Origin of the sequence: Microcoleus sp. CAWBG58, assembly GCF_020883045.1 — a bacterium.
In the GTDB taxonomy this organism is placed as follows: domain Bacteria; phylum Cyanobacteriota; class Cyanobacteriia; order Cyanobacteriales; family Microcoleaceae; genus Microcoleus.
In genome coordinates this window covers 1-25,903 of record NZ_JAHRFA010000090.1, presented here as the reverse complement: position 1 = coordinate 25,903, position 25,903 = coordinate 1, and the positions used below count along the sequence as shown (strand labels likewise).

23 protein-coding genes are annotated in these 25,903 nt (G+C 46.7%); 10 read left to right on the top strand and 13 right to left on the bottom strand.

Annotation, left to right across the window (positions count from 1 at the left end; genetic code table 11):
* Positions 1 to 592 precede the first annotated feature (592 nt).
* The 4 genes from QZ918_RS27910 to QZ918_RS27895 form a co-directional block, all read right to left on the bottom strand.
* On the bottom strand, positions 593 to 3,112 hold the full coding sequence (locus QZ918_RS27910) for an SdrD B-like domain-containing protein (protein WP_293341038.1): 2,520 nt from the start codon (positions 3,110 to 3,112) through the stop codon (positions 593 to 595).
* 567 nt (positions 3,113 to 3,679) lie between these two features.
* On the bottom strand, positions 3,680 to 3,823 hold the full coding sequence (locus QZ918_RS27905; RefSeq protein WP_293341036.1) for a hypothetical protein: 144 nt from the start codon (positions 3,821 to 3,823) through the stop codon (positions 3,680 to 3,682).
* The gene (locus QZ918_RS27900; RefSeq protein ID WP_293341034.1) at positions 3,823 to 5,721 is read right to left on the bottom strand and encodes an MSCRAMM family protein; all 1,899 of its coding nucleotides are present in this window, start codon (positions 5,719 to 5,721) and stop codon (positions 3,823 to 3,825) included. The genes QZ918_RS27905 and QZ918_RS27900 overlap by 1 nt, the downstream gene beginning before the upstream one ends.
* 121 nt (positions 5,722 to 5,842) lie before the next feature.
* Positions 5,843 to 5,977 carry a hypothetical protein gene (locus tag QZ918_RS27895; RefSeq protein ID WP_293341032.1) on the bottom strand — a complete coding sequence of 45 codons (135 nt, stop codon included), beginning with the start codon at positions 5,975 to 5,977 and terminating at the stop codon, positions 5,843 to 5,845.
* On the opposite strand from QZ918_RS27895, the gene QZ918_RS27890 reads away from it, so the two are divergent.
* Positions 5,976 to 6,656 (top strand): peptidoglycan-binding domain-containing protein, encoded by a 681-nt coding sequence (locus QZ918_RS27890; RefSeq protein WP_293341030.1) that lies wholly within the window; start codon positions 5,976 to 5,978, stop codon positions 6,654 to 6,656. The two genes, QZ918_RS27895 and QZ918_RS27890, sit on opposite strands and share 2 nt — an antisense overlap.
* A gap of 793 nt (positions 6,657 to 7,449) precedes the next feature.
* On the opposite strand, the gene QZ918_RS27885 is transcribed toward QZ918_RS27890, so the two are convergent.
* Positions 7,450 to 9,312 carry a DUF1565 domain-containing protein gene (locus QZ918_RS27885; protein ID WP_293341028.1) on the bottom strand — a complete coding sequence of 621 codons (1,863 nt, stop codon included), beginning with the start codon at positions 9,310 to 9,312 and terminating at the stop codon, positions 7,450 to 7,452.
* 220 nt (positions 9,313 to 9,532) lie between these two features.
* On the opposite strand from QZ918_RS27885, the gene QZ918_RS27880 reads away from it, so the two are divergent.
* Together QZ918_RS27880 and thiS are read left to right on the top strand one after the other, a co-directional pair.
* Positions 9,533 to 10,615: a thiamine phosphate synthase gene (locus tag QZ918_RS27880; RefSeq protein WP_293341026.1), complete on the top strand. Its 1,083-nt coding sequence runs from the start codon at positions 9,533 to 9,535 to the stop codon at positions 10,613 to 10,615.
* Between the two features lie 99 nt (positions 10,616 to 10,714).
* On the top strand, positions 10,715 to 10,927 hold the full coding sequence (thiS, locus tag QZ918_RS27875; RefSeq protein ID WP_293341023.1) for a sulfur carrier protein ThiS: 213 nt from the start codon (positions 10,715 to 10,717) through the stop codon (positions 10,925 to 10,927).
* A 407-nt stretch (positions 10,928 to 11,334) separates the two neighbouring features.
* Here the strand turns inward: thiS and rpmA are convergent, their stop codons facing one another.
* Together rpmA and rplU are read right to left on the bottom strand one after the other, a co-directional pair.
* Positions 11,335 to 11,613: a 50S ribosomal protein L27 gene (gene rpmA / locus QZ918_RS27870; protein ID WP_293144521.1), complete on the bottom strand. Its 279-nt coding sequence runs from the start codon at positions 11,611 to 11,613 to the stop codon at positions 11,335 to 11,337.
* A gap of 28 nt (positions 11,614 to 11,641) precedes the next feature.
* A complete protein-coding gene (gene rplU, locus QZ918_RS27865) occupies positions 11,642 to 12,034 on the bottom strand; it encodes a 50S ribosomal protein L21 (protein WP_293189767.1) in 393 nt (130 codons plus the stop codon).
* A 409-nt stretch (positions 12,035 to 12,443) separates the two neighbouring features.
* Here rplU and QZ918_RS27860 point away from each other — a divergent pair, with 409 nt between their 5' ends.
* Both QZ918_RS27860 and QZ918_RS27855 read left to right on the top strand, forming a co-directional pair.
* Positions 12,444 to 15,290, top strand: a complete 2,847-nt coding sequence (locus tag QZ918_RS27860) for an NACHT domain-containing protein (protein WP_293341020.1) — start codon at positions 12,444 to 12,446, stop codon at positions 15,288 to 15,290.
* Positions 15,291 to 15,429: 139 nt separating this feature from the next.
* Positions 15,430 to 15,615 carry a hypothetical protein gene (locus QZ918_RS27855; RefSeq protein WP_293341017.1) on the top strand — a complete coding sequence of 62 codons (186 nt, stop codon included), beginning with the start codon at positions 15,430 to 15,432 and terminating at the stop codon, positions 15,613 to 15,615.
* 38 nt (positions 15,616 to 15,653) lie between these two features.
* Here QZ918_RS27855 and QZ918_RS27850 read toward each other — a convergent pair whose 3' ends face one another.
* From QZ918_RS27850 to QZ918_RS27830, 5 genes are all read right to left on the bottom strand, one after another.
* Complete coding sequence (locus QZ918_RS27850; protein ID WP_293341014.1) at positions 15,654 to 15,872, bottom strand: hypothetical protein; 219 nt, start codon at positions 15,870 to 15,872, stop codon at positions 15,654 to 15,656.
* A 195-nt stretch (positions 15,873 to 16,067) separates the two neighbouring features.
* Positions 16,068 to 16,568 carry a DUF3122 domain-containing protein gene (locus QZ918_RS27845; protein WP_293341011.1) on the bottom strand — a complete coding sequence of 167 codons (501 nt, stop codon included), beginning with the start codon at positions 16,566 to 16,568 and terminating at the stop codon, positions 16,068 to 16,070.
* A 17-nt stretch (positions 16,569 to 16,585) separates the two neighbouring features.
* Positions 16,586 to 16,963, bottom strand: coding sequence for a c-type cytochrome (locus QZ918_RS27840; protein ID WP_293341008.1), 378 nt, complete (start codon positions 16,961 to 16,963; stop codon positions 16,586 to 16,588).
* Positions 16,964 to 17,260: 297 nt separating this feature from the next.
* The gene (gene glpK, locus QZ918_RS27835; protein WP_293341005.1) at positions 17,261 to 18,748 is read right to left on the bottom strand and encodes a glycerol kinase GlpK; all 1,488 of its coding nucleotides are present in this window, start codon (positions 18,746 to 18,748) and stop codon (positions 17,261 to 17,263) included.
* Between the two features lie 684 nt (positions 18,749 to 19,432).
* A complete protein-coding gene (locus QZ918_RS27830) occupies positions 19,433 to 20,641 on the bottom strand; it encodes a hypothetical protein (protein ID WP_293341003.1) in 1,209 nt (402 codons plus the stop codon).
* Between the two features lie 819 nt (positions 20,642 to 21,460).
* On the opposite strand from QZ918_RS27830, the gene apcA reads away from it, so the two are divergent.
* The 4 genes from apcA to QZ918_RS27810 all read left to right on the top strand — a co-directional run bounded on the left by apcA (position 21,461) and on the right by QZ918_RS27810 (position 24,625).
* A complete protein-coding gene (gene apcA / locus QZ918_RS27825) occupies positions 21,461 to 21,946 on the top strand; it encodes an allophycocyanin subunit alpha (RefSeq protein ID WP_265234273.1) in 486 nt (161 codons plus the stop codon).
* 177 nt (positions 21,947 to 22,123) lie between these two features.
* Entirely contained in the window at positions 22,124 to 22,609 is a 486-nt protein-coding gene (apcB, locus tag QZ918_RS27820; RefSeq protein ID WP_293144548.1) for an allophycocyanin subunit beta, read from the top strand.
* A gap of 298 nt (positions 22,610 to 22,907) precedes the next feature.
* Positions 22,908 to 23,111, top strand: coding sequence for a phycobilisome linker polypeptide (locus QZ918_RS27815; RefSeq protein ID WP_006634929.1), 204 nt, complete (start codon positions 22,908 to 22,910; stop codon positions 23,109 to 23,111).
* A 293-nt stretch (positions 23,112 to 23,404) separates the two neighbouring features.
* A complete protein-coding gene (locus QZ918_RS27810) occupies positions 23,405 to 24,625 on the top strand; it encodes an FtsW/RodA/SpoVE family cell cycle protein (protein ID WP_293341000.1) in 1,221 nt (406 codons plus the stop codon).
* 18 nt (positions 24,626 to 24,643) lie between these two features.
* Here QZ918_RS27810 and QZ918_RS27805 read toward each other — a convergent pair whose 3' ends face one another.
* A complete protein-coding gene (locus QZ918_RS27805) occupies positions 24,644 to 24,916 on the bottom strand; it encodes a hypothetical protein (RefSeq protein ID WP_293340997.1) in 273 nt (90 codons plus the stop codon).
* Positions 24,917 to 25,034: 118 nt separating this feature from the next.
* Between QZ918_RS27805 and QZ918_RS27800 the strand changes: the two genes are divergently transcribed.
* Entirely contained in the window at positions 25,035 to 25,832 is a 798-nt protein-coding gene (locus QZ918_RS27800) for a transposase (protein WP_527250456.1), read from the top strand.
* The last annotated feature ends 71 nt before the right edge of the window (positions 25,833 to 25,903 follow it).

The following is a 25,903-nucleotide window of genomic DNA, read 5'->3' as shown; positions in this document are numbered from 1 at the left end:
GCTCAGAAAGAGTAAGATGGGTGTAGCTCATGGGGGTGTCCTTTTGTTGTGGTAAACATTAGACTATCCCTGTGAGTCCCCCTTGGTCAAACTCCTGGGTGTTGCACTTCAGATTTGAACTGGCGATATGAGGACTAAAGTCCTCAGTACAAACTTAAAAACAAGGTTTGTAGTGAGGACTTTAGTCCTTCTTAAAAACAAGGTTTGTAGTAAGGAATTTAGTCCTTCCTAAGCATTAACTACAGATCCGCCGTTGGGATGCAAAATTTTACCCGTGATATAAATAAAGGTTTTGTGGCGGCGGGGAATCGTTCTTTTTGCCGATCGCAGTCTACTATAGCAATCCTAAATCATTTGTGTAATTCTTGTAGGGGCAATCCGACCCCTACTCCCCGTGGTTGCCCAATCTCAGAGGGCGGGCACTCTTGGCACCGCCCCTACATATCTGTATTAATCATTTAGGATTGCTATACTAAAGACAGTTTGTGCGATCGGCACAAAAGTAAACTGCACGCCAAAACCATGTTTGACGTGCAGTTTAAACTAGCTAATTACTAATAGTTGAGTTTCAAACTAGAAACCCAACTTCAGATTAGAACACTTGGATAGGAGCAGGAGCAGCCAACAGCCAATTCTCAGACTTATCTTGTGTAGTTGCAAAAGTCAGCGAACTTGCTGTTTTCAAGGCTTCAAGATCGTCAAAGTTGGTAACAACTCCACTCGATGCGACGAATTCAGCGATACTGCTGGCTGTCACTGTAGCATCGGCACTGCCACCGTTAGTCAAAGGATCGTTGCTAACTGTAGCAGCCACATCCGTCCCGCCGGTCACTAGATCGATGCTAGAAGCAGTTCTTGCTGGAGTCGCTACTGGCGCCGAAGGCGTAGTATTTGGGCCCGGCACGTTAAAGGTAACAGGATTAGGCCCTGTCCGGATCGGGAACGGGTTGGGAACGTTCGGATCGTCGAAAACTTCCAAAACCGAGTAAGTGGCCGGGATCAAATTCGGGAATAGAGCAATCCCTTGTGCGTTCGTTCTCACCAAAGGCTCAGTAGCGGCATCGTAACGATTGTTCCGGTTCAAATCCAAAGTAAATGGAACATTAGCCAGACGAGGTTCGGTTCCGTCTTGTACGCCGTTGCGGTTGTCGTCTCGGAATTTGGGAACTAACAAATCATAGCGGCGAGAGTTACCAATCAAAGCGCAAGTAAAGGTTTGATTGGGGCCCAAAACGATATTGAGCGGTTGAGTCGTCTGGAAGAAACCAGGAGGAGGTACTTCTCGCAGGTTGTAAGTACCGGGACGCAAATTTCTGAAAGCAAAAGTACCAAACTGATCGCTAGTGGTAGTTGCTTCCCCTGCATCGAGCCTGCCGTTGTTATTGGTATCGAGAAAAACAGTAACGCCGCTAATCGCCGGTTCGTTTCCGTCTCGGTAGCCATTCAAGTTAAAGTCCTCGAATTTGCAACCGGTGATGTTGCTATTCGGCGTATTGGCAAAAGTAACGTTAGCGTCCTGAGTGCCTAGAGTCACCGGAACACCAGCAGTTGTCGAAGCCGAGAAACCAGCCGGTACGACTTCCCGCACCGTGTAATTGCCCAGTTGCAAGTTGGTAAATGCTCCTCTTCCTTGAGCATTCGTCTGTATTTGTTGTTCTCCGGCCTCAGGAGTGCCATTATTGTTGGTGTCTAGGAAGACAGTGACACCGCTAATTGGTACTTCACCCTGAATAGGCTCGAAGCGACCGTTTCCGTTCAGGTCATTGTATTTGAATACAGTGATGTTAGGTAGAGTGTTTCCCACACCAGAATTACTTCCATTCCCAGTATTAGCTCCCACAGGAGTAAAGGTAACTGCTGGTGAGGGGTTAGTCGCTGGGAAAGGTAAAGGAGTGTTGGCAAAAATCGGCCGCTCGCCTGTAGCCGCGATCGATCTTTCCCCAGCCTGTTGAACGCCGTCGCGGTTGGTATCTACGAATTTAGGGTCGTTTGGTTTCAGTGTATAGGTTGAATCTGTTACTAAGATCGGTTGCTCTCTGCTGATCGTACCCTGGAACCGTGCTTGCGGGCCTGGTGCCGAAACCAGAGCGGGGTTAGGAGTAGTTGCCACTGGAGCATTGAGGTTGCCTGGGACACCGCCACCGGGGAGTGTCGCTGGAAAAATTTCCAAGACAGAGTAATTGGCAGCTCTCAAATCCCTGAAGGTAGCAACTCCGTTTACATCGGTGATAGCGATGGGTTCTGAGGCTTGATCCCAGCGACCGTTCCCGTTCAAATCTAAAATGAAGGGTACGTTAGCAATGGGGGGTTCAAAAACTCCATTGACCACATTTCGCGTGCCACTGCGGTCATTGTCCCGAAATTTGTTAATTTCAATTTGATAAAGAGGAGTGTCGCCAACTTGAGCGCAGGCAAAGGTTTGACCGGGGGCTACCGTTACGTCCAGTACAGGGATGTTGTTGGGTGGGGTGCTTTGGGGGAAATCTCTTTCTAGGGGTTCTCCGTTGATACCGTTGACTCGTTCTTCCCGAACTCTGTATGTTCCAGGGGTTACATTAAACGACCACCCACCATTTTTGTCTGTTAATGTGTTAAGTTCCCCTGCATCTAATCGGCCGTTGGGGACGCTGCCGTTGCTGCCATCAAGATATATCCTGACATTTTTAATCCCCGGTTCATTCCCGTCTCGAAAGCCGTCGGCATCTATGTCTAAGTATTTGCATCCGACAATTCGGCTACCCACAAGCTGGGTGTTGCCAAAGAAAACGTTGGTGTTTGTGTTTCCAACAGTGACAGCGAGGGGATTTGGAGTCGTGGTACGGAAACCAGCCGGTACTGTTGTTTCTGTGACTACGTAGTTGCCGGGAACCAGATTTATGAACGAGAACCCTCCGTTAGCGTCTGTAAGGACGGAGACATCGCCTGTATCTAATCGGCCGTTGCTGCCGATCGCAGGTTCGAGGAGAATGGGGATATTTGCCAGACCTGGTTCATTTGCCTGTCTGATCCCATCCGCGTTCAAGTCATTGAACTTGATACCTAAAATTGCCGGGCCTGTATTCCCAACCTGTAATTGCTGGGCAATCCGCTCTTCGCTAGTTAAATTTGCCATGATTTCTCTCCTTCACACCTAAATCCACGTAAATTACAGACTACTGTATGGGTTTGTCAATAGCTGAGTAGTTTTTGCTAGTCGCTGACAATTGCCACTCGATTTTACATACGTCTGTGCTTGAGGTAATGTTCCCCATCTCACATAACAATGCCTCAAGCTTTGTCGCTGGCCAGTATATCAGGTTTTGAAGAGCCCTGGCAATTTGAGGGCAACATCTTTAAGATTTGCACGCCTTCTCTCTCCGTACATACTTGCTGGTTTGAGCTCTAAAAAGGACTTGATTGAGTGCTTGCCCCGATCGCAAGTCGGGCGGCATTGTTCGGGTTTGTCAGGGTTTGCTGTCAAGATGCGATCGCAGGCTCTGGGATTGCCTCTTCACAACAAGCTCTTCACAACAAGCTTTAGACCGATCGAGCTACCGGACTGGATATGATTTGCTTTGCCTGAAAATATGCCGATCGGGGTTAGGGGAACTGTCTGATAGTTTCTGACTTACGCTCAATTCTACAGCCTCTGAAATATTCCACCCAATATACAACAAGCCAGCTTCGGGGTTCCCGGAACTTAAGCTTGAGTCTTGGACGCTGCCAAGAATAGGGTATCACGCGATCGCCCTTTAACCTCTTCTTGATTTTTATTTGCAGTTTGGCATTCCGGGCGATTAATCACCCGATAGCTGCGCCCCGCGTCCTCGATCGAAACCTCCATCACCCACCCGAACGAGTTTCCAGATTCCAGTTAATTAATTCATTTTTATTGACAAACCCGCCGATTTGTGTACTAGGTTCCCAAAGTGGATTCTGTTGCCCAAAGTTAGGAAGATTGCCTAAATTCGCGACAGGTCGATCGAGCAAAAGATCGCTAATTTGATAATTATCGCGACTCGCGATCGCCACTGAAATATCCGCCCCCATATTGCCGGCAGGTTCGCCCCCATAGCCAGCATCCGTCAGCGGGTCGCCTTTCAAGGATGTAGCCAATCGACTTTCAGCCTCTCCAGTCAACAAATCGATACTGCTAGCCCGAACGTCTGCGGAGACAACTACCAGGGCAGGCGGAGTTGTTTGAATGAAGCCTGGGGGCGGAACTTCCCTAATGATGTAACTACCTACCGGAACATTGCGGAAACTGTAATTGCCCTGACTGTCGCTAAAGTTACTGGCTTCGCCCGGATCTAAACGGCTGTTGTTATTGAGGTCAATGTAAATTTGGGTATTGGCGATCGGCGGTTCCCCGGCGTCTAGGCGACCGTTGGCGTTAAAATCGTTAAATTTGACACCGCTAATCGTGCCAGTTACCAACACGTTGCCAAAGCTGATATTGGTGGCATTTGTGCCGTTACCCACAGTAATCGGAGTCGGATTTGGGGTAGTTTGTCGGAAACCGGGCTGCGGGACTTCTCTCACCGAATAAATGCCTTGGGGCAAGTTGATAAAAGAGAAATTACCTTGGGGGTTTGTTAAAGTCGAAGGTTCGTTAGGATCTCGGACGTTGTTGTTGTTGGTGTCGAGGTAAATCGGCCAGTTGGCAACTCTCGGTTCCGTCGGTTCGTTGACACCGTTAGCGTTGAGGTCGTTGAACTTAAAGCCGCTGATGCTGCCAGTAGGGAAATTGTTGCCGAAATTGACCCCGACAGCGTTAGTATTGCCCGTAATGTCGATCGGCCCTGGATTTGGCGTAGTCTGAATCCATCCCGGTTGCTGAACTTCCCTCACCAAATACCGGCCCGGGGAAACATTGGCAAAAGTGTAGTTGCCTTGGGGGTTTGTGATGGTATTTGGTTCCCCCGGATCTAACCTGTTGTTGGCGTTTAGATCGAGGTAAATTTGCCAGTTAACCAGAGGCGGATCTGTCGCATCTCGAACACTGTTGGCATTGAGGTCATTGTATTTGAGACCGCTGATGCTGCCGACAAAAAATACATTACCAAAATTGACATTGCCGATCGCGGCGTTGGAAGTAACATTAATCGGGCCCGGGTCAGGCGTAGTTTGGCGAAAACCCGGTTGCTGGACTTCTCTCACCAAATATGTATTTGCCGGAATATTGACAAAAGCGTAATTGCCTTGAAGGTTTGTAATAGTAGAAGGTTCGCCGCCGTCAAGCCGGTTGTTGCGGTTGAGGTCGAGGTAAATCTGCCAGTTAGCTAGGGGTGGTTCCCCCGGATCGAGGCGGCCGTTGCTGTTGATGTCGTTGAATTTTGTACCTGCGATCGTCCCAGCGTTGAAATTATTGCCAAAATTAATATTGCTAGCATTTGTCCCGCTGGTTATTGTTATGGGTGCGGGATTCGGGGTAGTTTGGCGAAAGTTCGGCTGCTGGACTTCCCTAACTTGATAAGTTCCCGGTGGCAGGTTGGCAAAAATGTAGTTGCCTTGGGCGTTGGTGAGCGTGGAAGGTTCACCGCCATCGATGCGATTGTTGTTGTTGAGGTCGAGGTAGATTTGCCAGTTGGGAATTGGCACATCACTGCCGTCGGGCCGCCCGTTGGCGTTGAAGTCGTTGTATTTGTTGCCGCTGATGCTGCCGACTTGGAAGTTGCCGATGTTGACATTGCCAATGTCTATTTGGCTAGCGGTTCTGGTGGGGTTGCTGGATTCGGTCATGGTGTTGAAGAAGGCCCAATGAACGCGGTTTAATCTTTGCTCTACGGCAATCTAGCAGTTTTTTTGCCAATTGCAGCTATTTTAGGGGATTAATTTTTTTATCAAAGGGAAGGACTGGGAATCAAAAATGCCCGATGCCCGATGCCCGATGCCCGATGCCCGATGCCCGATGCCCGATGCCCAATGCCCGATGCCCAATTTTTTCCAGATTTGATGTACGATCGCTACCAAGTTTTGTATCGGTCGAATTTCCCATGTCCGAAAACCTGAAAGCAAGCTGGAATAAAGCCCGCGAAGTTCCGAGTTTACTCCTCGGCTGGAGTTTGTGCGGTTTATTGGCACTGGGCGCGATCGCCTCTACTCCTGCTAATGCACAGCTACCTACCTCCGAACCAGGTAATAATAACAGCCCGATCGCCCAAACAGGTGCGATCGTCCGCCCCGCGCTCAAAATCGGCAGTCGCGGCTCAGATGTTACCGAACTCCAAGCTGCTCTTAAATTATTGGGATTTTATAACGGCGAGGTAGACGGGATTTTCTCGCAAAGCACCGCTAAAGCTGTGTCTGAGTTTCAGGAAGCAGCAGGCATCGCCCCAGACGGCATAGTCGGTCAAAATACTTGGAACCGGCTGTTTCCAGCGACTCCGGACGCTAGTGTTGAAAACCCGATCGCCAACGCTCCTGCAACCCCCGAAAACACACAGATTAACCCCCAACCGCAGCCCACCAATTTTCCTGTTTTGAGAAGACGAATGCGGGGGCCGGCAGTCAGAGAGTTGCAAGAGCGACTGAGGGCTAAGGGATTTTTGCGTGTCAGTGCTGACGGCGTGTTCGGGCGCGAAACTGAAGTTGCTGTCAAGGCTGCTCAACGAAAATATCAACTACCAGCAGACGGCATTGTCGGCCGCGCTACTTGGGAAGCCCTGCTGCGTTGAGAGCAAACAAGTCTTGCCGGATATGCACATTGCGCTATCGGGCGATCGTACAAATTGTTAATAATTGCTTTGGGAATTATTTCGGCGCATCAAAAACTGTTAACTTTGGTAAACAAAGTATTCTTAGGCGGGGAGTTGATGTTAGTTTAAATACATGAGGGGCAGAAACCAAGCAGCACAAAAAACTTGGATAAAAAATTTGAATTAGAGTGTTTGTCCCGCTCGGCTCTGGTTCGCAGGCAACGCCTGAATCGTGTAGTTTATTAGCAGATAAAAGAAAGGTTGATATTGCGCTCGGGATTTGTGAAATAGCTTGAGGCGATTTGAGAAATCGAAAGTTATCAAGTTAGAATTGCGATCGCACAATCAAACACAGAAGTCTGAATAGGCTCCGCTAATAGCTAGGTCGCTCGCAGAGCAGTTGCCAAAAAGTTCACCTTAGTAGTAGTTGTTTGCTGAATTTCAGCAGAGCTAAAAACCCACTTGAATCAATTGAAATTACAAATGTTTTAGGGTCTGGCATCCGATATGCTAGGCCCTAAAATTTTTGATGTCGTGGTTTTTGAAGGTTAATATTCAACAGAGCAGACGGCGGTTGAAACCGCGCCTACACAGACAAAACCCGGATGGTGCGCGGGTTGAAGATCGGGCAGTTGAAACCACGTTACTTTCTTGATTCCGCGGAGGCGGAATTCGTTTGTGTAGACGCGGTTTCAACCGCCGTCCGATCTTGATTCCGCGGAGGCGGAATTCGTTTGTGTAGACGCGGTTTCAACCGCCGTCTGCTCTAGATTCATTTAATATCTTCGATCCGAGCATTCAAACCATTATCTGTGAGAATTTGTAGCAATTCCTCAGCTTTTTCGCGTTCTTGAAAAACACCGGCTTGAATCACCGATCGCCCGTTGGTAAAAGTCCGAAAAGCATCGGGAACCAAGGATAGCATTTTTTGTCGATCGCCCGAACTCTCGGCATCCACCACAACTCGATACCGGAAACCCAAAGCAGAAGCTCGATCGAGCCTCGGCGAATTTTCGGAATCGGGCACAGAATTCCCCCCTAAACCAGCAGGTACAAAGCCACCCCTTCCTAGAGGAATGTTGCGGCCCGGAACCGGCAATTTACCCTCGGAAGTAACCGCACTCGAACTATCAAAATTGGGCGGAATCATTGGTTGCTGTACCGAACTTTCTCGAACGGATCTAGCATCTGGATCGGGTACAGGAATTGCGATCGCCCCTGTTCCTTCAGCAGCAGAATCGGTGTTTCTCGGAGGAAGCAGAGGCCGCAACTGAGTGTTCCCGGGTGCCGGTCGCCTCGAAACTGGCGCGGGTGGGGCAATTGGCGCTCTTTCAACCCTGGGAGTTAATCGCCCGGGAGTGTAAGCAGGGAGAGAAGTTTCTGGGCCGCCGATACTCGAAGGTCGATCGACCCTTAGCTGCAAAGCAGTTCCCGCCATGGGTGGAGGCGGGCTAAAATTTCCCGCCACATCAACCGATCCCGTCGTCCGATTGCTCAACAATTGATTCCCGTAAGCTGGGATGACTTGACCTTTTGCCGCATTGTTGATATCGTACTGGCCGTTATTGCGAATCACATTTCCCCCCGGTTCCGCCGAAGTTCCCAAATCCGGCAGAGCTCTGGATATCGCCACAATTCCATCTCGGCGGTTGCTTTCGATATAATTGTTGCGAAGTATCGGTCTGGCATCAGCTTGCACCACCACGCCGTCTTTATTGCGAGTAATTTTGTTGCCGATTAACAAAGGCGAAGCATTCTGGGCGACATTTATCCCAAATCCGGTGTCTTCAAACACATTATCTCGAACTTCCGGGCGAGACTCCCCAAAAATCGTAATCCCGTTAGCTCCATTTTTCGAGAAAAAATTCCCGCCAATCGTCGGCCTTCCAGTACCAACTACCGAAATGCCGTCGTGAGTGCTACCTGAAAAAGTATTGTTAACAACCGTCGGAGAACTCGATTCGATCCACAAAGCGTAACCGCGATAGTTGGTATTTGTTACCGTCACCCCGCTGAGTCCGGCCCCGTCTGCGCCTAAAATCGCGATATTTTGACCGGCCGAAGTCGGACTGATAAACTCTCCTCCGCCTTTGATGACAATATTTTGGCCGCGAGTGTTGGGATTTCCTTGAACAGTCACGCTGGGCTTGAGCATTAATGGAAATTTTTCGCCGCTTTGAGCGCTGTAAGTACCGGGCGCTAGTAAAATCGCGGTTTTCGGGGGGGCGACGCTGAGGGCGTAGGTGAGGGTTTTGAACGGCGCTCCATCGCTGCCATTACCTGCCGTGTCGCTGCCACCGCTGGAACTGACGTAGAGTATGTTAATGTCGCTCTCTGGCGCTTGGGAAAGTAGCTGCACGGAGCCGGTCTCGGTGGCGATCGCCGAGGATTCAGGGTGGCAAAAAGCCGTGCTGGCAAAGACGAGCAGCAGGCAAGAACTTAAACTCTTGCTTGGCGAGCGACTTTTTTGGCACTTACTCTGTTTGGAATTTAGGATCATAAAAAAACACAATTTATCTTTGAGCCAAATTTCGCATCCCGTGTTTCGTGTCGGGTTTGCGCGATCGCAGTTTAATTTCACCCATTTGCTGGGGTTTTCTGCTGTTAATGTTTTGTTTTGTCCTGCTAACCTCACAGCTCTCCTCCCAAGTGTGGCAGGCAGCTTAACGATTCCACTTCGATCGAGTTTGATCTATTATGCTTTGTTTTCTTGAAATTCGATAAAACTTAAAAAATTGTCAAATTTAGATCGGTTGATGGCAGAATTAGGTCGATCGCCTTCACCACAATCTTGAGGGCGTGGGAGAATGTAGCAGTTTGACTGCTAGCACTTAGTTTAATCAAGGTGGTTCTGAATGACCGAGAAACAAAACAGAACTTTACCGGCACAGCCAGCCCTCTGCCGGATTTTAGATGCAAATCTAGATCGATCGCGCGAAGGGTTGAGAATTATTGAAGAATGGTGCAGGTTTGGTCTTAATAGCGCCGATTTAGCTGGCGAGTGCAAGCAATTGCGCCAGGAATTGGCTGCTTGGCACACCCCAGAATTACGCAGCGCTAGGGATACGCCGGCGGATCCGGGTACGGAGTTGACTCACCCGCAGGAAGAAAACCGTGCGAACATTCAGCAACTGCTGGCGGCGAATTTTTGTCGGGTGGAGGAAGCTTTGCGGGTACTGGAAGAGTACGGCAAAGTTTACGATCCGAATATGGGCAAGGCTTTGAAGCAGATGCGCTATCGGGTTTATACTCTTGAAAGCGATTTGTTGGCTTACCGGCGCTACCAGCAGTTACTTCGATCGCAGTTATACCTTGTAACTTCCCCCAAATACAACTTTTTAACAATCGTGGAAGCTGCTTTGCAAGGCGGAGTAACGTTGGTGCAGTACCGCGACAAAGTCTCAGACGACGGGGTAAAGCTGGCGAATGTGCGGCAGCTTTGCGAACTTTGTCACCGCTACGATGCTTTGCTAATTGTGAACGATCGCGTGGATTTGGCGATCGCCGCGGATGCCGACGGCGTACACTTAGGACAGCAAGATTTGTCTGTAGCGGAAGCGCGCAAGTTGCTCGGCCCGGGACGCATCATCGGTAGTTCCACGACGAATGGCGAAGAAATGCAGCGAGCTATTGATGCGGGAGCAGATTATATTGGAGTTGGGCCAGTTTACGAAACTCCAACGAAGGCAAACAAGGCAGCGACTGGTTTGGACTACGTGCGGTATGCTGCTAGTAAGTCACCTGTTCCTTGGTTTGCGATCGGCGGAATTGACATCAACAACCTCGATGAAGTGTTGAATGCCGGAGCTCAAAGAGTTGCCGTAGTGCGATCGATTATGGATGCAGAACAGCCTACATTAGTCACGCAATTTTTCATCTCACAGTTGATTCGGATGCAGAAGTTGAAATCTCAGAAAGCTTTGCAGGGGAACACCTAGGTTGATTGGCGATTTGGCGGGCGGGTTTCGCGCACGAATTCTGTGGATCAAATATAATTTTTGTACAAAACCCGCCCTGAAACTGATAATATTTGAGTGATGACAAATCAAATTGCGCTGCAAGTTAACGGAGAAAATCGCAATTGTGCGATCGACACACCGTTACCAAAATTACTAGAACAATTAGGATTAAACCCGCGCTTAATAGCTGTGGAGTACAACGGTGAAATCCTGCACAAACAATTTTGGGAAACGACAAAGATACAAGAGGGCGACATCCTAGAAGTTGTAACAATTGTCGGAGGAGGCTAGCCAATCAATCCCTTCAATAGGAATAAATGTCGCTTGTAGGCGAAGTCTAGATCCCCCTAAATCCCCCTTAAGAAGGGGGACTTTGAAGGAATTCTCTTATCCCTCGCTTCAAGAGGAATAAATGTCGCTTGTAGGCGAAGTCTAGATCCCCCTAAATCCCCCTTAAGAAGGGGGACTTTGAATGAATTCTCTTGTGCCTTGCTTAAAAAGGGCGACTTTGAATAAATTCTCTTGTCCCCCCCTTAAGAAGGGGGGCTAGGGGGGATCGAGACTTCGATACAAACAAAAGAGACTTAAACGGCGACTTTGAATAAATTCTCTTCTCCCCCCGTTAATAAGGAGGCTAAGGGCGATCGAGATTTCGATACAAACAAAAGAAACTTAAACAACGCCGCGAAATATCAAAATTAAACCGCGACAGCTTCAGGTGCAACCACAGGATAAATGCTGACTTTCTTGCGAGTTTTGCCCTTTCTTTCAAAAGTCACCACACCATCAACCAAAGCAAACAAAGTGTCATCTCTGCCGATACCAACATTGTTACCGGGGTGAACTTTCGTACCGCGTTGGCGGATCAAAATGTTGCCAGCTTTGACAACTTGACCGCCATACTTTTTGACACCCAGACGCTGAGAATTAGAGTCGCGTCCGTTACGTGTACTGCCTGTACCTTTCTTGTGGGCCATAATGTCCTCAACTGTTATTTACTATTTTTTATTCTGATTCAATTTCGCCGGTTTGGGGAGTTTCAACAACTGCTTGAGTTAAATCTCTCGCTGCCAAAACAACACCATTGACTGTAATAGAGTCAATCATAAAGCGAGTTGTTTCTTGACGGTGGCCTTTTTTCTTCCGAGTTTTCTTTTTCGGCTTCATCTTGTAGACGAGGACTTTGCGGCCCCGGAAGTGCCGCAGCACAGTTCCTTCTACAGTGGCATTTTCGACTAGAGGCTGACCGATGTGAACGTCATCTTCGTGCTGGATCAGAAATACTTTGTCGATCGTAACTTTGGATTCGGCTTCGACGTGAAGCAGTTCGATATCGTAGAAGCGGCCTGGTTCTACCCGAAATTGTTTGCCGCCGGTTTCAATGATTGCGTAAGTCATGGGATGGTTGTTGAGATTGCCGTACAGGTAGCTGAGTAGTCAGTTGACAGTTGACAGTTGACAGTTGACAGTTGTCAATTGTTAATAACTTTTGGCTGTGGACTGCTCTCCAGCTTTTGGAATGTCTTAACCTGATCCGAGCCGGATTTAGACAGACAATCTACCATTATTGTCGATTTGGGTATTTTTGTCAAGTTAAAAAGCACTTGATATTTTCTGATTTAGGACTTACGCATCAAAACCAGAGAAACCGGGTTTTTTCCGAGATCCTTCGTTACGGCCGACATCAAGGGCAAAAACCTGGTTTCTGACCGCCCGTGCGTAAGTCCTATTTTATTTTTTTACGGAATGTTTAGAGAGTTGAATGTAGCTTTTCTCAGACTCTCTATTCTAAAGCGCGGCGGGTAAAATGGCAAATCGCATATTCAAACTCTTAACTACTGATATTAAAGAACTATATTCTACTGATGCAGCAGAGGCGATCGGAGAAGCTGGGAAAGCAGCCGCTGAATTGGCAAAGATGTTCAAGGAACAAGGGCTGGACAATAGTAACTTGCTGCTAGAAGTTTTGAACTCTCCCTTAGCTCAAGTTGTGGGAACTGGATTGCCGTTTGTCGGGATTGCGGCGAAATTGCTGGCGGTTTTTATTGAAAAGACTCAAGAGCAACCGACTTTAGCTGAGTGCATTTTCCTCGTCAGTCAGGCGGCTTATCTGGAAAGTTTTAATAATTTTATTAAAGAAAACAGTTTTCTGTTAAGTCGCATCGGGCAAACTCCGGCTTCCGAGCGAGTTAAGCAGTTAATCAAAAAAATAGAGAATTTTGACCTTAGCGATAGTGAATCTAAAAAAACTGTGCTTTGCTTCCGCGATTCGCTCTTAGCTAAGGAATTCAACCAAGTGCTGTCAGAACGCCTGCAAGAAGCTGGACTAGCAGCCAATGAAGCTAAAATTTTGACAGAAAGAGTATCTGCTAATACTCACCGCTATTTCATCGAATTCTGGGCAGTTTCCGGCGATGCAATTAAACATCTCGGACAGCCTTCTTTCCGCGAGTGGCAGCAGGCAATAGAAAAATATCAAAGCATTGATGACTACTTGGAAGAACAAATCGCCTCAAAACCTAAAGAACCAGTATTTGCTGAAGACTTTATGTTTAAAGATATCTACGTGCCGTTGAAGGCCAAACCAATTGATAAAAATGGCAAAGTAGATCGAGATGCTGAAGCTTTTGATTTAGAAACTTGGGCAAAAGAGTCACTAGTAGATGAAAACAAACAAAATCAAGTAATGTTTGTCGAAGCTGGACCCGGACGCGGGAAGAGCGTTTTTTGTCGAATGTTTGCTGACTGGGTGCGAGAAAATTTGCATCCTGTTTGGACGCCAGTGTTAATTCGATTGCGAGATATTCTCATATTACAAAAGAGTTTTAGAGAAACACTAAAAGAGGCAGTTAATACCAGTTTTGCTAAGGATGACGATTGGTTGATGGATCGAAATACGCGATATTTGTTTTTCTTGGATGGCTTTGACGAGTTGTTGATGGAGGGAAGAAGCAGCGGGGGTTTAGAGCAATTCATCAAACAATTAGGGCAATTTCAACGGGATTGTCAGCAGAGTTCGGAAATGAGACACCGGGTTTTGATTACTGGTAGAACTTTAGCTTTGCAAGGAATTGAAAGGCAAATGCCAGATAATCTGGAGCGAGTTGCTATTCAGGTGATGAATGACGAACTACAGCAACAATGGTTGAGCAAGTGGGAAGCCCAATTTGGGGCGGAAAAAACCTTAGCTTTTAAGCAGTTTTTGCAAGATAAACGCTGTCCTGAACAGGTGAAACTAGACTTGGCGCGAGAACCGCTATTGCTTTATCTACTAGCAGCGATGCACCGGGATGGAAAGTTGAAAGTTGCAGATTTTCAAGGAACTAGCAGCACTAAAGCAAAAATTTTGATTTACAACCAAGCTGTGAATTGGGTACTCACAGAACAGCGCTCTAAATTGCTCAATCGCGATTTAACAGAATTAGAAACAGAGGATTTGCGGCGCATCCTGACAGAAGCAGGATTATGCGTGGTGCAATCGGGAGGGGAATGTGCTCCTGTAGCGATGATTGAGGAAAGATTGAAATCAGACAACTCGGTTAAAGCATTACTTGAGGAAGCACAACGACGGATTGGCGATGATCCTCTGAGAAATGCTTTGGCGGTTTTTTATCTTCAGCAAGGCAGTCAAGATGGTTCTGTGGAGTTTGTACACAAGAGTTTTGGTGAGTTTCTGTGTGCGGAACGATTGAAAGAAAGTCTGGAAGAGTGGACGGAACCGGGAAAGAAAGGTAGAGGATTTAATACTAAAGACTCTGATATGGATTGGGAAATTTATGATTTGTTGGGTTATGGAGCGCTGACACCAGAAATTGTGGAATATTTGATGGGGTTGTTAACAACTCCGGCTGTTGGAGGGGAGGAAAGTCTGTTTCATCCTGTGGAGTTATTCCAGCGTCTGGAAGATTTTTATTTGCGGTGGTGCGAGGGGGAATTTATTGATATGCTGCCGGAAAGTTTGCCTCAGAAGAAGATGCGCTTGTTGCGAGAGCAATTGAAAACCCAAGATTTGGGTCAGCGACAAATAGATGTTTATGCTGGTTTGAATGTGATGATTTTGCTGTTGGAGTTGCACCGTTACGGTCAGCAGAGAGATGAATTGAAAGACAAAATGGTGTTTTATCCCTGTGGGAAAGCTAATGCTGAAGGTAAGCTTGACGATGCAGGTCGGTTATTGCGTATCATCGGTTATAGCTCTTGTATTAGGGATTCTGGCTTTCTCCAAATTGTTGAGATATTTTTCGTCGGCGCAAACCTCAACGGCACAAACCTTTGCGGCGCAGACCTCTGGCACGCAAACCTCAGTGGGGTAAACTTCAGTGGTGCAAACCTCATTGGCGCAAACCTCATTGGCGCAAACCTCAGTGGGGTAAACTTCAGCGACGCAGACCTCAGCGACGCAAACCTCAGCCGCGCAAACCTCAGCGACGTAAATTTCGGTGGCGCAGAACTTAGTGAGGTAAACTTAAGTCATGCAAACCTAAGTGGCATAGACTTCAGTCACGCAAATCTCACCGAGGTAAACTTCAGTCACGCAAATCTCACCGAGGTAAACTTCAGTCACGCAAATCTTAGCGAGGTAAACCTCTGGCACACAAACCTCACCAATTGCACTTTTAGCGACGATGTCAAGTGGGATGAAAATGCTAAGTAGAAAAATGTTCGAGGTTTGGATACAGCCGTTAATGTGCCCGAAGCGTTAAGGCAACAGCTAGGAATGCAGTAGAAACATTGATGAACGAAGCAACTTCAAAACCTTGCGATTGCTTCCTTCCTCGCAATGACAATACTTTATGCAGTTTTATAATTTTTATGAACAGGCATCTTGCCTGTTCCACAAAGAGTGGATTTTTTTGTGGGCCGTTGCTCCTAGCCCGATCGCAAATAGCTTATCAACATACGAAGATCGATCGCACTTAATTCTATCCAAAAGCGCGATCGCCCGTTTGGTTCGTAGTGAGGACTTTAGTCCTTATTGATTAGGACTAAAGTCCTCACTACAAACCTCGACCTTAATTCAAGCAACGGCAGCAGAACAGTTGTGCGATCGCAATAATTCCAAAGCCTGCTGTCTTACCCTACCTTCCATCACCTCTGTTTGCAAGGTAATAAAAGCCTCAAAATCTTCTAAACCGTACTTAGTCATCTGCAACTGCTGGCGCAACAGTTCCTCGGCTTCAACCGTTAAATAACCCGTTTCTAAAGCTTTTCCGACAATTGTACTGATTAAACTCATAGTAAGTAATTTCACCCTGAAGACACGCACGTTATAAACAATGGAGTTTTATCACTTGACCAACTCTACATTGAGTTTGTTTCAAAATTACCTTGAAAAACGGTTAAATCTACCTTAAGGCGTACTTGAGGCTAGTAGCTTTTGATACACACGACTCTAGGGATTTTAACTTGAGACCAGATAACCTAAGTATATTTACTTGGTATCTAACAACAGCCGCCATTCTCTGACACCAAAAGGAGGAACCAGCAACCCAGTTTCTTTTTCACCTTTCACAGGCAAACTCAACCTTAAAGGTTGATTGCTTTGCAGTTCTGTAATTATTGATTTAAAATCATATTCTCCGACGTTAACCGGTAAATCCGACTCGCTCCAAATATCTTTGGCTTTACCAATTTCGCGATCGCCCGCAGCAACATTTACCGCTACAGGATGCTCCAATTCTGTGCCGGGAAATCCTACCAGCCTCAGGTTAAAGGAGTTTACCAATCCCGACTGTACTCGCTTATACAAAACCACTTGCCATGCTCTATCACGATTATCGCGCAGGCTTTGTACGGAGCGGAACATTACTCTGTCGGCTCTTTCTGGATATTTGTGAATTGAGGCGAAAGCGGGCGGGCTAATAGTTAGGATTAGATACAAGCACAAGCTAATAAAAGTTAAGGTTTTGTGCCAAAAATTACGGTTTTTCACTTTGCCATACCTCCGATTTATTTCCAATCAGTTGCGGCTTGGGATAGCACGTAGGCGGAAACATCGATAATTTGTTGTTCGGACAAACGATCTTTGTAAGCGGGCATAATACCTTTACCGTTGGTTACTAGATTTGAAATATTGGCGATTGAATCCATGCCGTATTTTTTTAAGGCTTTTTGTTTCAAGTTTTTGCCGCGCCTGATAATGTTGCTACCGTTGATGTGACAGCCTGCACAGTTGGTGTTGAAGACTTCGGCGGCGGTTGCGGTTGCGGGAGTTGTGGCTGTATCTGCGATCGCAATTTGGGAATTAGTGGCAATTTCTGCAAATGCCAGTGTCAGGATTAATAGGATGAAGGTGAGGATTTTTTTTAAGTTGTTTAGTGAAATCATTTATTTCCAGGTTGAAAAGTAGTCCTGTGTTTGATGATAGCACTAAATACATATTTGGGATTAATATCGTTTGCCGTTGGAGCATATTTTTTTAACCACAGAGGACACAGAGAGCACAGAGGGAGATGAGGGAGAGAGCAATAATTCTGATGAAGTGCGGATTTGAAATAACTTATAAAAACATAACTATTTAGTCGGTTTTAACCGACTTAAGCTATGAGGCAGGGGTTTAAACCCCTGCCGGAATGCGGTACTACAGCAGATTAAGCTGAACTGTTAACCAACGGTATTCGTGATTCATTCCTCCCAGTCAAAGGTGCGGGTAACTGCTTTTTTCCAAAAGCGATATTTTTGCTCCCGAAGTGCGATCGACATTTGGGGTTCCCAAATACAATCCACCGCCCAATTATCCCGCAATTGGGCTAGTTTGCTCCAAAAACCCACCGCCAAACCAGCCGCATAAGCCGCGCCTAGTGCAGTAGTTTCCGCTACCACAGGCCGCACCACAGGCACTCCCAAAACATCACTCTGAAACTGCATTAGCGTGTGATTTCCTACCATCCCACCGTCTACTTTTAAAGACAAAAGCTGCACGCCAGAATCTTGATTCATCGCCTCCAATACTTCCCGCGTTTGCCAAGCTGTCGCTTCCAATACTGCACGAGCAATATGTGCCTTAGTCGCGTAGCGAGTTAAACCTGCAATTACTCCGCGCGCGCTGTCTTGCCAATAGGGCGCGTAGAGTCCAGAAAATGCTGGTACAATGTAAACTCCGCCACTATCTTCGACGGTATTTGCTAATGTTTCTACTTCCGCAGATGTGTTGATGATGCCGATGTTGTCCCGCAGCCACTGGACTAATGCTCCGGCGATCGCAATACTGCCTTCGAGAGCATACACAGCGGGCGATTCTCCGAGCTTGTAGGCGACTGTTGTCAGTAACCCGTGGTTTGAAGGGACGATCGCCTCACCAGTATTCAGCAGCATAAAACAGCCCGTACCGTAAGTATTTTTCGCCTCCCCAACACTGAAACAAGTTTGCCCAACCAAAGCTGCTTGCTGATCTCCCAAAGCAGCAGCAATTGGAACACCATCTAACAATCCTTTCGCAGTGCCAAAAACCTGACTCGAAGGGCGAATTTCTGGCAACATCCGGCGGGGAATTCCCATGATTTCCAAAGTTTCCGCATCCCAATCGAGGGTTTGCAAATCCATCAGCATTGTGCGGCTGGCGTTGGTAACATCGGTAACGTGCGCGCCTCCTGTCAGATGCCAAATTAGAAAAGAATCGACATTGCCAAAAATCGCATCGCCTTTAATTGCCGCTTCCCGCAATCCAGCGATATTGTCCAGCATCCACTTAATTTTTGGGCCGCTGAAATAAGTTGCTAGCGGTAAACCGCAGCGCGATCTAAATCGATCTTTGCCATCAACTTCTGCTAAGCTAGTACAAATTTGGTGAGTCCGGGTATCTTGCCAAACAATCGCATTTCCGTAGGATTTTCCCGTATTTTTATCCCAAACAATTGCAGTCTCGCGCTGGTTGGTAATGCCGAGGGCTGCAATATCTTTGGCATCGATATTGCCGATTTCCAGGGTGTTTTTAATGACGCTTTGGGTTCGCTGCCAAATTTCCTCGGGATTGTGTTCCATCCATCCCGGTTGTGGATAAATCTGCTGGTGTTCTTGTTGGTTGCTGCAAATTATCTGTCCCAGGCGATCGAATATAATAAATCTGGTGCTGGTGGTTCCTTGATCTATTGCTGCTACGTATTTTTGAGACAAGAGTTTAAAACCTTTTTAAATACAAGGAAGAGCTGACCCACTCATACTCCAATACAGTTGACTTAAGAAAAATCTGACTTGCCAAAAATGGCTATATTGCCAGAAAATCGTCAGATGAAATTCATCAAAAGCATTAAGTAAACCGTATTGAAATACAATCCACTCCATCAAGAGAAGAGTTTTGAACCGTATTGGGGCGCAGAGGGCGCAGAGGGAAGAGTATTGCGAGGGTTTTGGATGTCGTAAAAAAACCTTTTATCCCTCCCCTCTCTGTGTTCTCTGTGTTCTCTGCGGTAAAATATTCTTAATATCTACTTCACCTCTTTATAATCGAAAAATCGTCAGATGAAATTCATCAAAAGCGTTAAGTAAACCATATTGACTCATACTCCAGCATTTGACTGATACTGATATGGTTCCTGAAGTATTGCGTTTGGCTCATTTGATTGGTGCGGGTGTGATTACTGGTGTTAGCGGCAGTTCTGCTTGAATTAATTATCTGCAATTTAATTTGCCGCCATCAAAAAGGTTCGTAGTGAGGACTTTAGTCCGCATCAAAAAGGTTCGTAGTGAGGACTTTAGTCCGCATCAAAAAGGTTCGTAGTGACGACTTTAGTCCGCATCCTTTCTTAGAAGACTAAAGTCCTGATTACTAACCTATTGGAAGAGGAGATTTAAGATTATTTAGCTTCCGACAATCTCGCCCTCGATTTCACCAAATTCGATTTTAGTGCCCAACGCCAAAGTCAGGGTACTTTCAGGTTCAATCATTTTCATATCGCCTTGACTGTCTGTGGCCCACCAAGAGCGATCGCTCAAATTGATCAATCCTAAGGATACCTCGTTTCGCGATCGAGAATTCACCAGCGCTACCACCCCACTAGACGCAGTAGCCGTTAAACTAGGAATGTCAGAGGTGAATAGCTGAGTCCCCGCAGTCAGAGGGATAACTCGACTTCCCAATTTCAGCAAAAATTGACCGTTGGCAAAAGCATTGGCTGGCGATTCTTGTGATAAAATAGTCGGCGTAACCCGAGCAGAATTAGGAGCGGCTAAATCAGAGTTTCCAACTGTAATTGTACAGTTACCAATTCTCTTTTGGTCGCCCGATCGCAAATAACTCACCGCCCCGCTATCAAAATTCTCGCAAACAATTTGACCCGCTTCCAATTGAAACCGCATCGCTAAAGGCGAAACATGAGGAATGTAGATAATAGACAAATTTTCATCGCTACCAAAAGTCACCGGTTCCGCACCAATAGTCAGAGTGCGATTGGTTCCGGTATCGTAACTAATTACCAGCCAAGCTTTGTTAAACAAAGTTTCGGCCACAACTAGCATAATGCCAATCCAAAAGCCGATCGCACCACAGCCAGCTAAACGGCCCGCCGTACCCGACAAAGTATAAGCAAACAAAATAAACAAACAACCGCCCAAAACGCCACCCACACCGCCGCCACCCGCGCCGCGCAGCATTCCTAAATTGGGAATTCGCTTAGAAAGTCCAAGTCCTAACAAACCGCCAGCTATTCCCCAGCAAATCACTCGCAATATTTCATTCTCACCGTCGCCAATCCCGCTAAAAATACCTTCGGCGATTGCTCCAGAAATTGCCCCCGAGATGACACCAAACAATCCGCCATTTTTTAAAGATTGTTTGATTTGTGGCTTGCCTTTGATATAGTAATAATAGCCAAACATAATTGCCGTAGCAATGCTACCGCCTACCAATCCAAACCAGCGAGATGTGGACAATACACTGTCAAAAACAGATGTTGAATCATTGAGATGGTGCATGAAAGGTTCAGTGATGAGATTGCCAGCGAAACCGCCGACAGCACCGCTAATCCCAAACTGCAAAGCTTTTTTAAGGGCTGATAGATTTCTTTTCACGTCGCACCTGGTTACAAAGTGAGAGTCGATCGATTTTAGATTTAGGATTTTAGATTTTAGATTTATTCCACAGATGAGTCTGGGAATTTGTACCTTAATCTAAAATTTTGGTCGCTCCGCGTCCGAGTGTGGGAAACTTGTATCCGTTTTTGTTTGGACGAGAGTCAAATTTAGCTACAAGCTTAAAAGTCCCCATTTCCGATCCGCACCTGTCGCCCCTGTGTCTCCCGCACCTGTGTTTGACACAGAAGTTTTTTAGCCTCGCGCCGTCGCCTTCGGGACAAATCTCTGAAGGCTCGATAGCTGTAACCCTTGCTGAGAAAAAGTTTTATCTATTTTTTGAGTTGGAATTTTTAACGGATCAGACGGCGCCGAGGGCCCAAAAATGAAAAGGAATGTTACAAACTATTACGGTAACACTCAGAATGTGAACATAATGCCTCAAAATACTTGCGAGAGGTAGTTGCGTTAGAGAAGCAATATTCTGACTAACTGCCCTACAGTCACTCGATCGCCACTTGAGGATCTGCTGCAATCTCGATCGTAGATTAAAGATCGCATCAATCATTTGTGGTATTCTAAGCGACAGGCTCAGTGCAGCCATAAAAAAACGCACCGGCGTGAAGAACGAGCGCCGTCAAACAGCGAAGGCAGACACCAGGTAACAACTTCAGCAGTTGCAGCCTGTGGAAAGTCCACCCTTCCCCGTCAAAGCTCCAGCCACCAGCGAAGCGAAAGGTACGGGATGAAAGCGCCCGCCGTCGCTAGTTCAACGCGGAGCAGTTCGCAATAGCAAAATATCCAGCGGGTACACACAAGATGAGTATCGTCACCAAATCAATCGTCAACGCAGACGCTGAAGCTCGTTACCTGAGCCCAGGCGAATTAGACCGCATCAAGAGCTTCGTCACCTCTGGTGAACGCCGCGTCCGCATCGCCCAAATTTTGAGCGAATCCCGCGAACGTATCGTCAAAACAGCCGGCGACCAACTTTTCCAAAAGCGCCCTGATGTTGTTTCTCCCGGCGGCAACGCTTACGGCGAAGAAATGACCGCAACTTGCTTGCGCGACTTGGACTACTACCTGCGTTTGATCACCTACGGAATCGTAGCTGGCGACATTACTCCGATCGAAGAAATCGGTATTGTCGGCGTCCGCGAAATGTACAACTCTCTCGGAACCCCGATTGCAGCAGTTGCCGAAGGCGTGCGCGCTATGAAAAATGCAGCTTCTTCGCTGCTTTCTGGAGAAGATGCTTCCGAAGCTTCCTCTTACTTCGACTACGTTATCGGTGCGATGCAGTAAGGAATTTAGGTTTTTGATAATAGATTTTTGATTGAACAATCGAGGGTTACTGAATAACAAGCCAAAAGCTTTTGCAGATAATCAACTACTTGTAAATCTCAAATCCCCAATCCCAAATCTAAAATTCTAGCTCCAAAATTGGACTGACTCAGCCACTTTCAAGGAAACAAGACAACCATGCAAGACGCAATTACCGCCGTTATCAATACCTCTGACGTTCAAGGTAAGTACCTGGACAGCAGCGCATTAGACAAGCTCAAGAACTACTTCGCTTCTGGTGAACTGCGCGTCCGCGCCGCTACCGCCATCAGCGCCAATGCAGCCACAATCGTCAAAGAAGCAGTTGCTAAGTCTCTGTTGTACTCTGACGTAACTCGTCCCGGCGGCAATATGTACACCACTCGTCGTTATGCAGCTTGCATTCGCGACTTGGACTACTACCTCCGCTACGCCACCTACGCCATGCTAGCTGGCGACCCTTCCATCCTCGACGAGCGCGTGCTCAACGGTTTGAAAGAAACCTACAACTCCTTGGGCGTGCCCATCGGTTCTACCGTACAAGCAATCCAAGCAATGAAAGAAGTCACCGCCGGTTTGGTCGGTTCTGACGCTGGTAAAGAAATGGGCGTCTATTTCGACTACATCTGCTCTGGCTTGAGCTAAATCTAAGGCAGAAGGAAGAAGGAAGAAGGAAGAAGGAAGAAGGAAGAAGGAAGAAGGAAGAAGATTTATTTCTTGCCTCTTTTAACTTTAACTTTTAACTTTTAACTTTTAACTTTGGACTTATTACCTTTAGCTTTGAAAGAAGTCAGGGAAGTTGAGAGTGATTGCTAGACCGTCAAAGGCCAGTCGAGAACGCCCGACGAGTTTTAACGAGCTAGTTTTGACTCCTAACTCCCTGACTTCAATCTTTTTAAAATCCATCTAAAAATCTGTAAACCTACTCAGGAGTTTGTTTCCCATGAGAATGTTTAAAGTGACTGCTTGCGTCCCCAGCCAAACTCGCATCCGCACTCAGCGCGAATTGCAAAATACCTATTTTACTAAGCTGGTTCCCTATGACAACTGGTTCCGGGAACAGCAAAGAATTATGAAAATGGGCGGCAGAATTATTAAAGTGCAACTGGCTACCGGTAAGCCCGGAGCTAATACTGGCTTACTTTAAAATCCGAGAATGGATTGATACAGGGCAAGAGGTCGCGATCGACCTCTTTTTTTGTTTGTTATGATTTTATAGTTGTAGGGTGCGACGAAGAGAAATGATATAGCCTTTATCACTAACATGAGGTACGCATAGGGCATAGGGCATAGGGTATAGGGCATAGGCATCCCACGCATACCTAACTTTTTTGAGAAACGCTATATAAGGTAAGGTGCGTCGCTGCCCTAACAGTCGATTTAATGTAACGGATTTTCTGGCGACGCACCCTACAGCTAATAACTAATAACTAATAACTAATGACTAATGATATTCGACGCTTCATTCCATTTTTTGACCCCAGCGCGTCGCAATGGGCTGCGGAAGCCCGATGGCTGCGGTGGCTGACTTTTTTGTGGCTGTTTGTAGGGCTGACAGCATTGTTTTCGGCTTCCTATCCCATTGCCAATTCTGAATTGGGAGACGGCCTTTACTATTTTAAACGGCAATTAATCGCAGTGGCGATCGGGCTGGCGGGCTTTAACTTAATGGTTTACTCCCCCCTGCGTTACCTGATGAAAACTGCTCAGTTGGGAATTCTGGTGCTGCTAGGATTGCTCTGGTTGACCTTAATTCCGGGCGTGGGAACCACAGTCAACGGTGCAACTCGCTGGATATCTCTGGGCCCGGTGCCGATTATTCAACCTTCTGAGTTGATTAAACCGTTTTTTGTTCTGCAAAGCGCCCGCATTTTCGGCAACTGGCCTCGATTGACGAATAAAGTTCGGTTTACTTGGCTGTTAATTTTTGGTGCGATGCTGTTGGGCATTTTGTTGCAGCCGAATTTGAGTACCACGGCTTTGTGCGGGATGACTTTGTGGTTGGTGGCTTTGGCGGCGGGCTTGCCTTACTTGCAGTTGGGTGGAACGGCTATAGGGGGAATGCTGTTGGCGGTTTTAAGTATTAGTTTTAAGGAATATCAGCGCCGCCGGATTATGTCTTTTCTCAATCCTTGGGCGGATCCGATGCAGGATGGTTATCAGTTGATTCAAAGTCTGTTGGCTGTGGGTTCTGGTGGGATTTGGGGCGTTGGTTTGGGGATGTCGCAGCAAAAGTTATTTTATTTGCCGATTCAGTACAGCGATTTTATTTTTGCTGTGTTTGCTGAGGAGTTTGGTTTGGTGGGAGGTTTCTCGCTGTTACTGATGTTGGCGGCTTACACTACGGTGGCTTTGAGGGTGGCGATGCGGGCGCGGAATGCTGAGTCTCAGTTGGTGGCGATTGGGGTAATGGTGGTGATGGTGGGACAGTCGCTGCTGAATATTGGGGTGGCGACGGGGGTTTTGCCGACTACGGGTTTGCCGCTGCCGTTTTTTAGTTACGGCGGTTCTTCGATGGTGGCGAGTTTTTTGTTGTCGGGGTTGCTGATTCGGGTGGCTAGGGAGAGTTCTGAGGCTGAGGTGGTTTCTCTGGACGGACGCCGGGGACAGCAGTCTAAGCCGAAATTGCGATCGACCAACGGCAATACACAAACTGAGTAATTCGTCAAGTTATTTCCGCTAAAACAAGCTTGTGAAGAATACGGTATTGACGCTTTTTAAACTGCCGTTGTATCTATTGCCACCCGTCACCCTTCTTTGGCGGTTCTTCTTCTTTTTGTTGAGGTTTAGCTTTCTTCGCCGGAATCCCCACACCATATTTATATCAAAATTGGTGTGGGATGGATAGGCAGACTGATCTCCTGAATGAAGTAACTCAATAGATGTATTGGATAGACGATCGATCCATTCCTCTACCATCTGAGTAAAGGTTTTTTCTCGCTTATGCTGCAATAATTCTCAATTTATTAAGTCTCTTTTCGGATAGTCGAATATACAGGTTTTTGTTTTTTATGTTGTGTTGTCATTGCGGACACAATGATGTTAACATAAAAAGCAAGGAGCCAGGTAAATGAGAACAGCATACCAGTACAAACTACGTCCCACAAAACAACAAGTTATTGAGTTTGACAGATGGCTGTCAATGTTATGCGCTCAATACAATTATTTGTTGGCTGATAGATTCAACTGGTACGAGCAAAATCGCTCTCCTGTTAACGCTTGTCTTTTAATCTGCCATTTGCCAGAACTGCGAGATCACCCTGACTATTACAGCCAGAAAAAAACCTTACCTCAGCTCAAAAAAACTCATCCCTGGTATAGCGAGATTTATTCTCAAGTCCTGCAAGATGTAGTTAAGCGAGTCAAGGTAACATTCGACAGGTTTCTCAAAGGCGATAGCAACGGGAAACGAAGTGGGAAACCTCGGTTTAAAGCTCGCAATCGTTATCGCACCTTTACTTATCCTCAGATGAAAGAAGGATGTTTGCAGGAAAATCTGATTAACTTGCCGATGTTTGGAAAAGTCAAGGTTGTGCTGCATCGCCCTATACCTGATGGGCTCAAAATCAAAACGGCTTCGGTCACTAAGAAAGCTGACGGTTTTTACCTAACGTTGTCATTAGAAGATCTGATCGTTCCTGAGATTAAGCCAAATTTCAACCCAAATAAAATCACCGGGATTGATGTTGGTTTAAAAGAGTTCTTAACAACTTCTGAAGGCGAAACCGTCTGCATTCCCCAATATTATCGTAAAGCTCAAAAACGCTTACGAGTAATTCAGAAGCGGGTATCACGCCGCAAAAAAGGAAGCAACCCAGGGGGAACGCATCTTATTGAAGACTGTTCGCCAGTCGTGAGTATATTTTGAGATAAATTCACCATGCTTAGAAGCTACAGAGACGCTTTATAATGAATTTTGTAAGAAAACAGTCATTGATT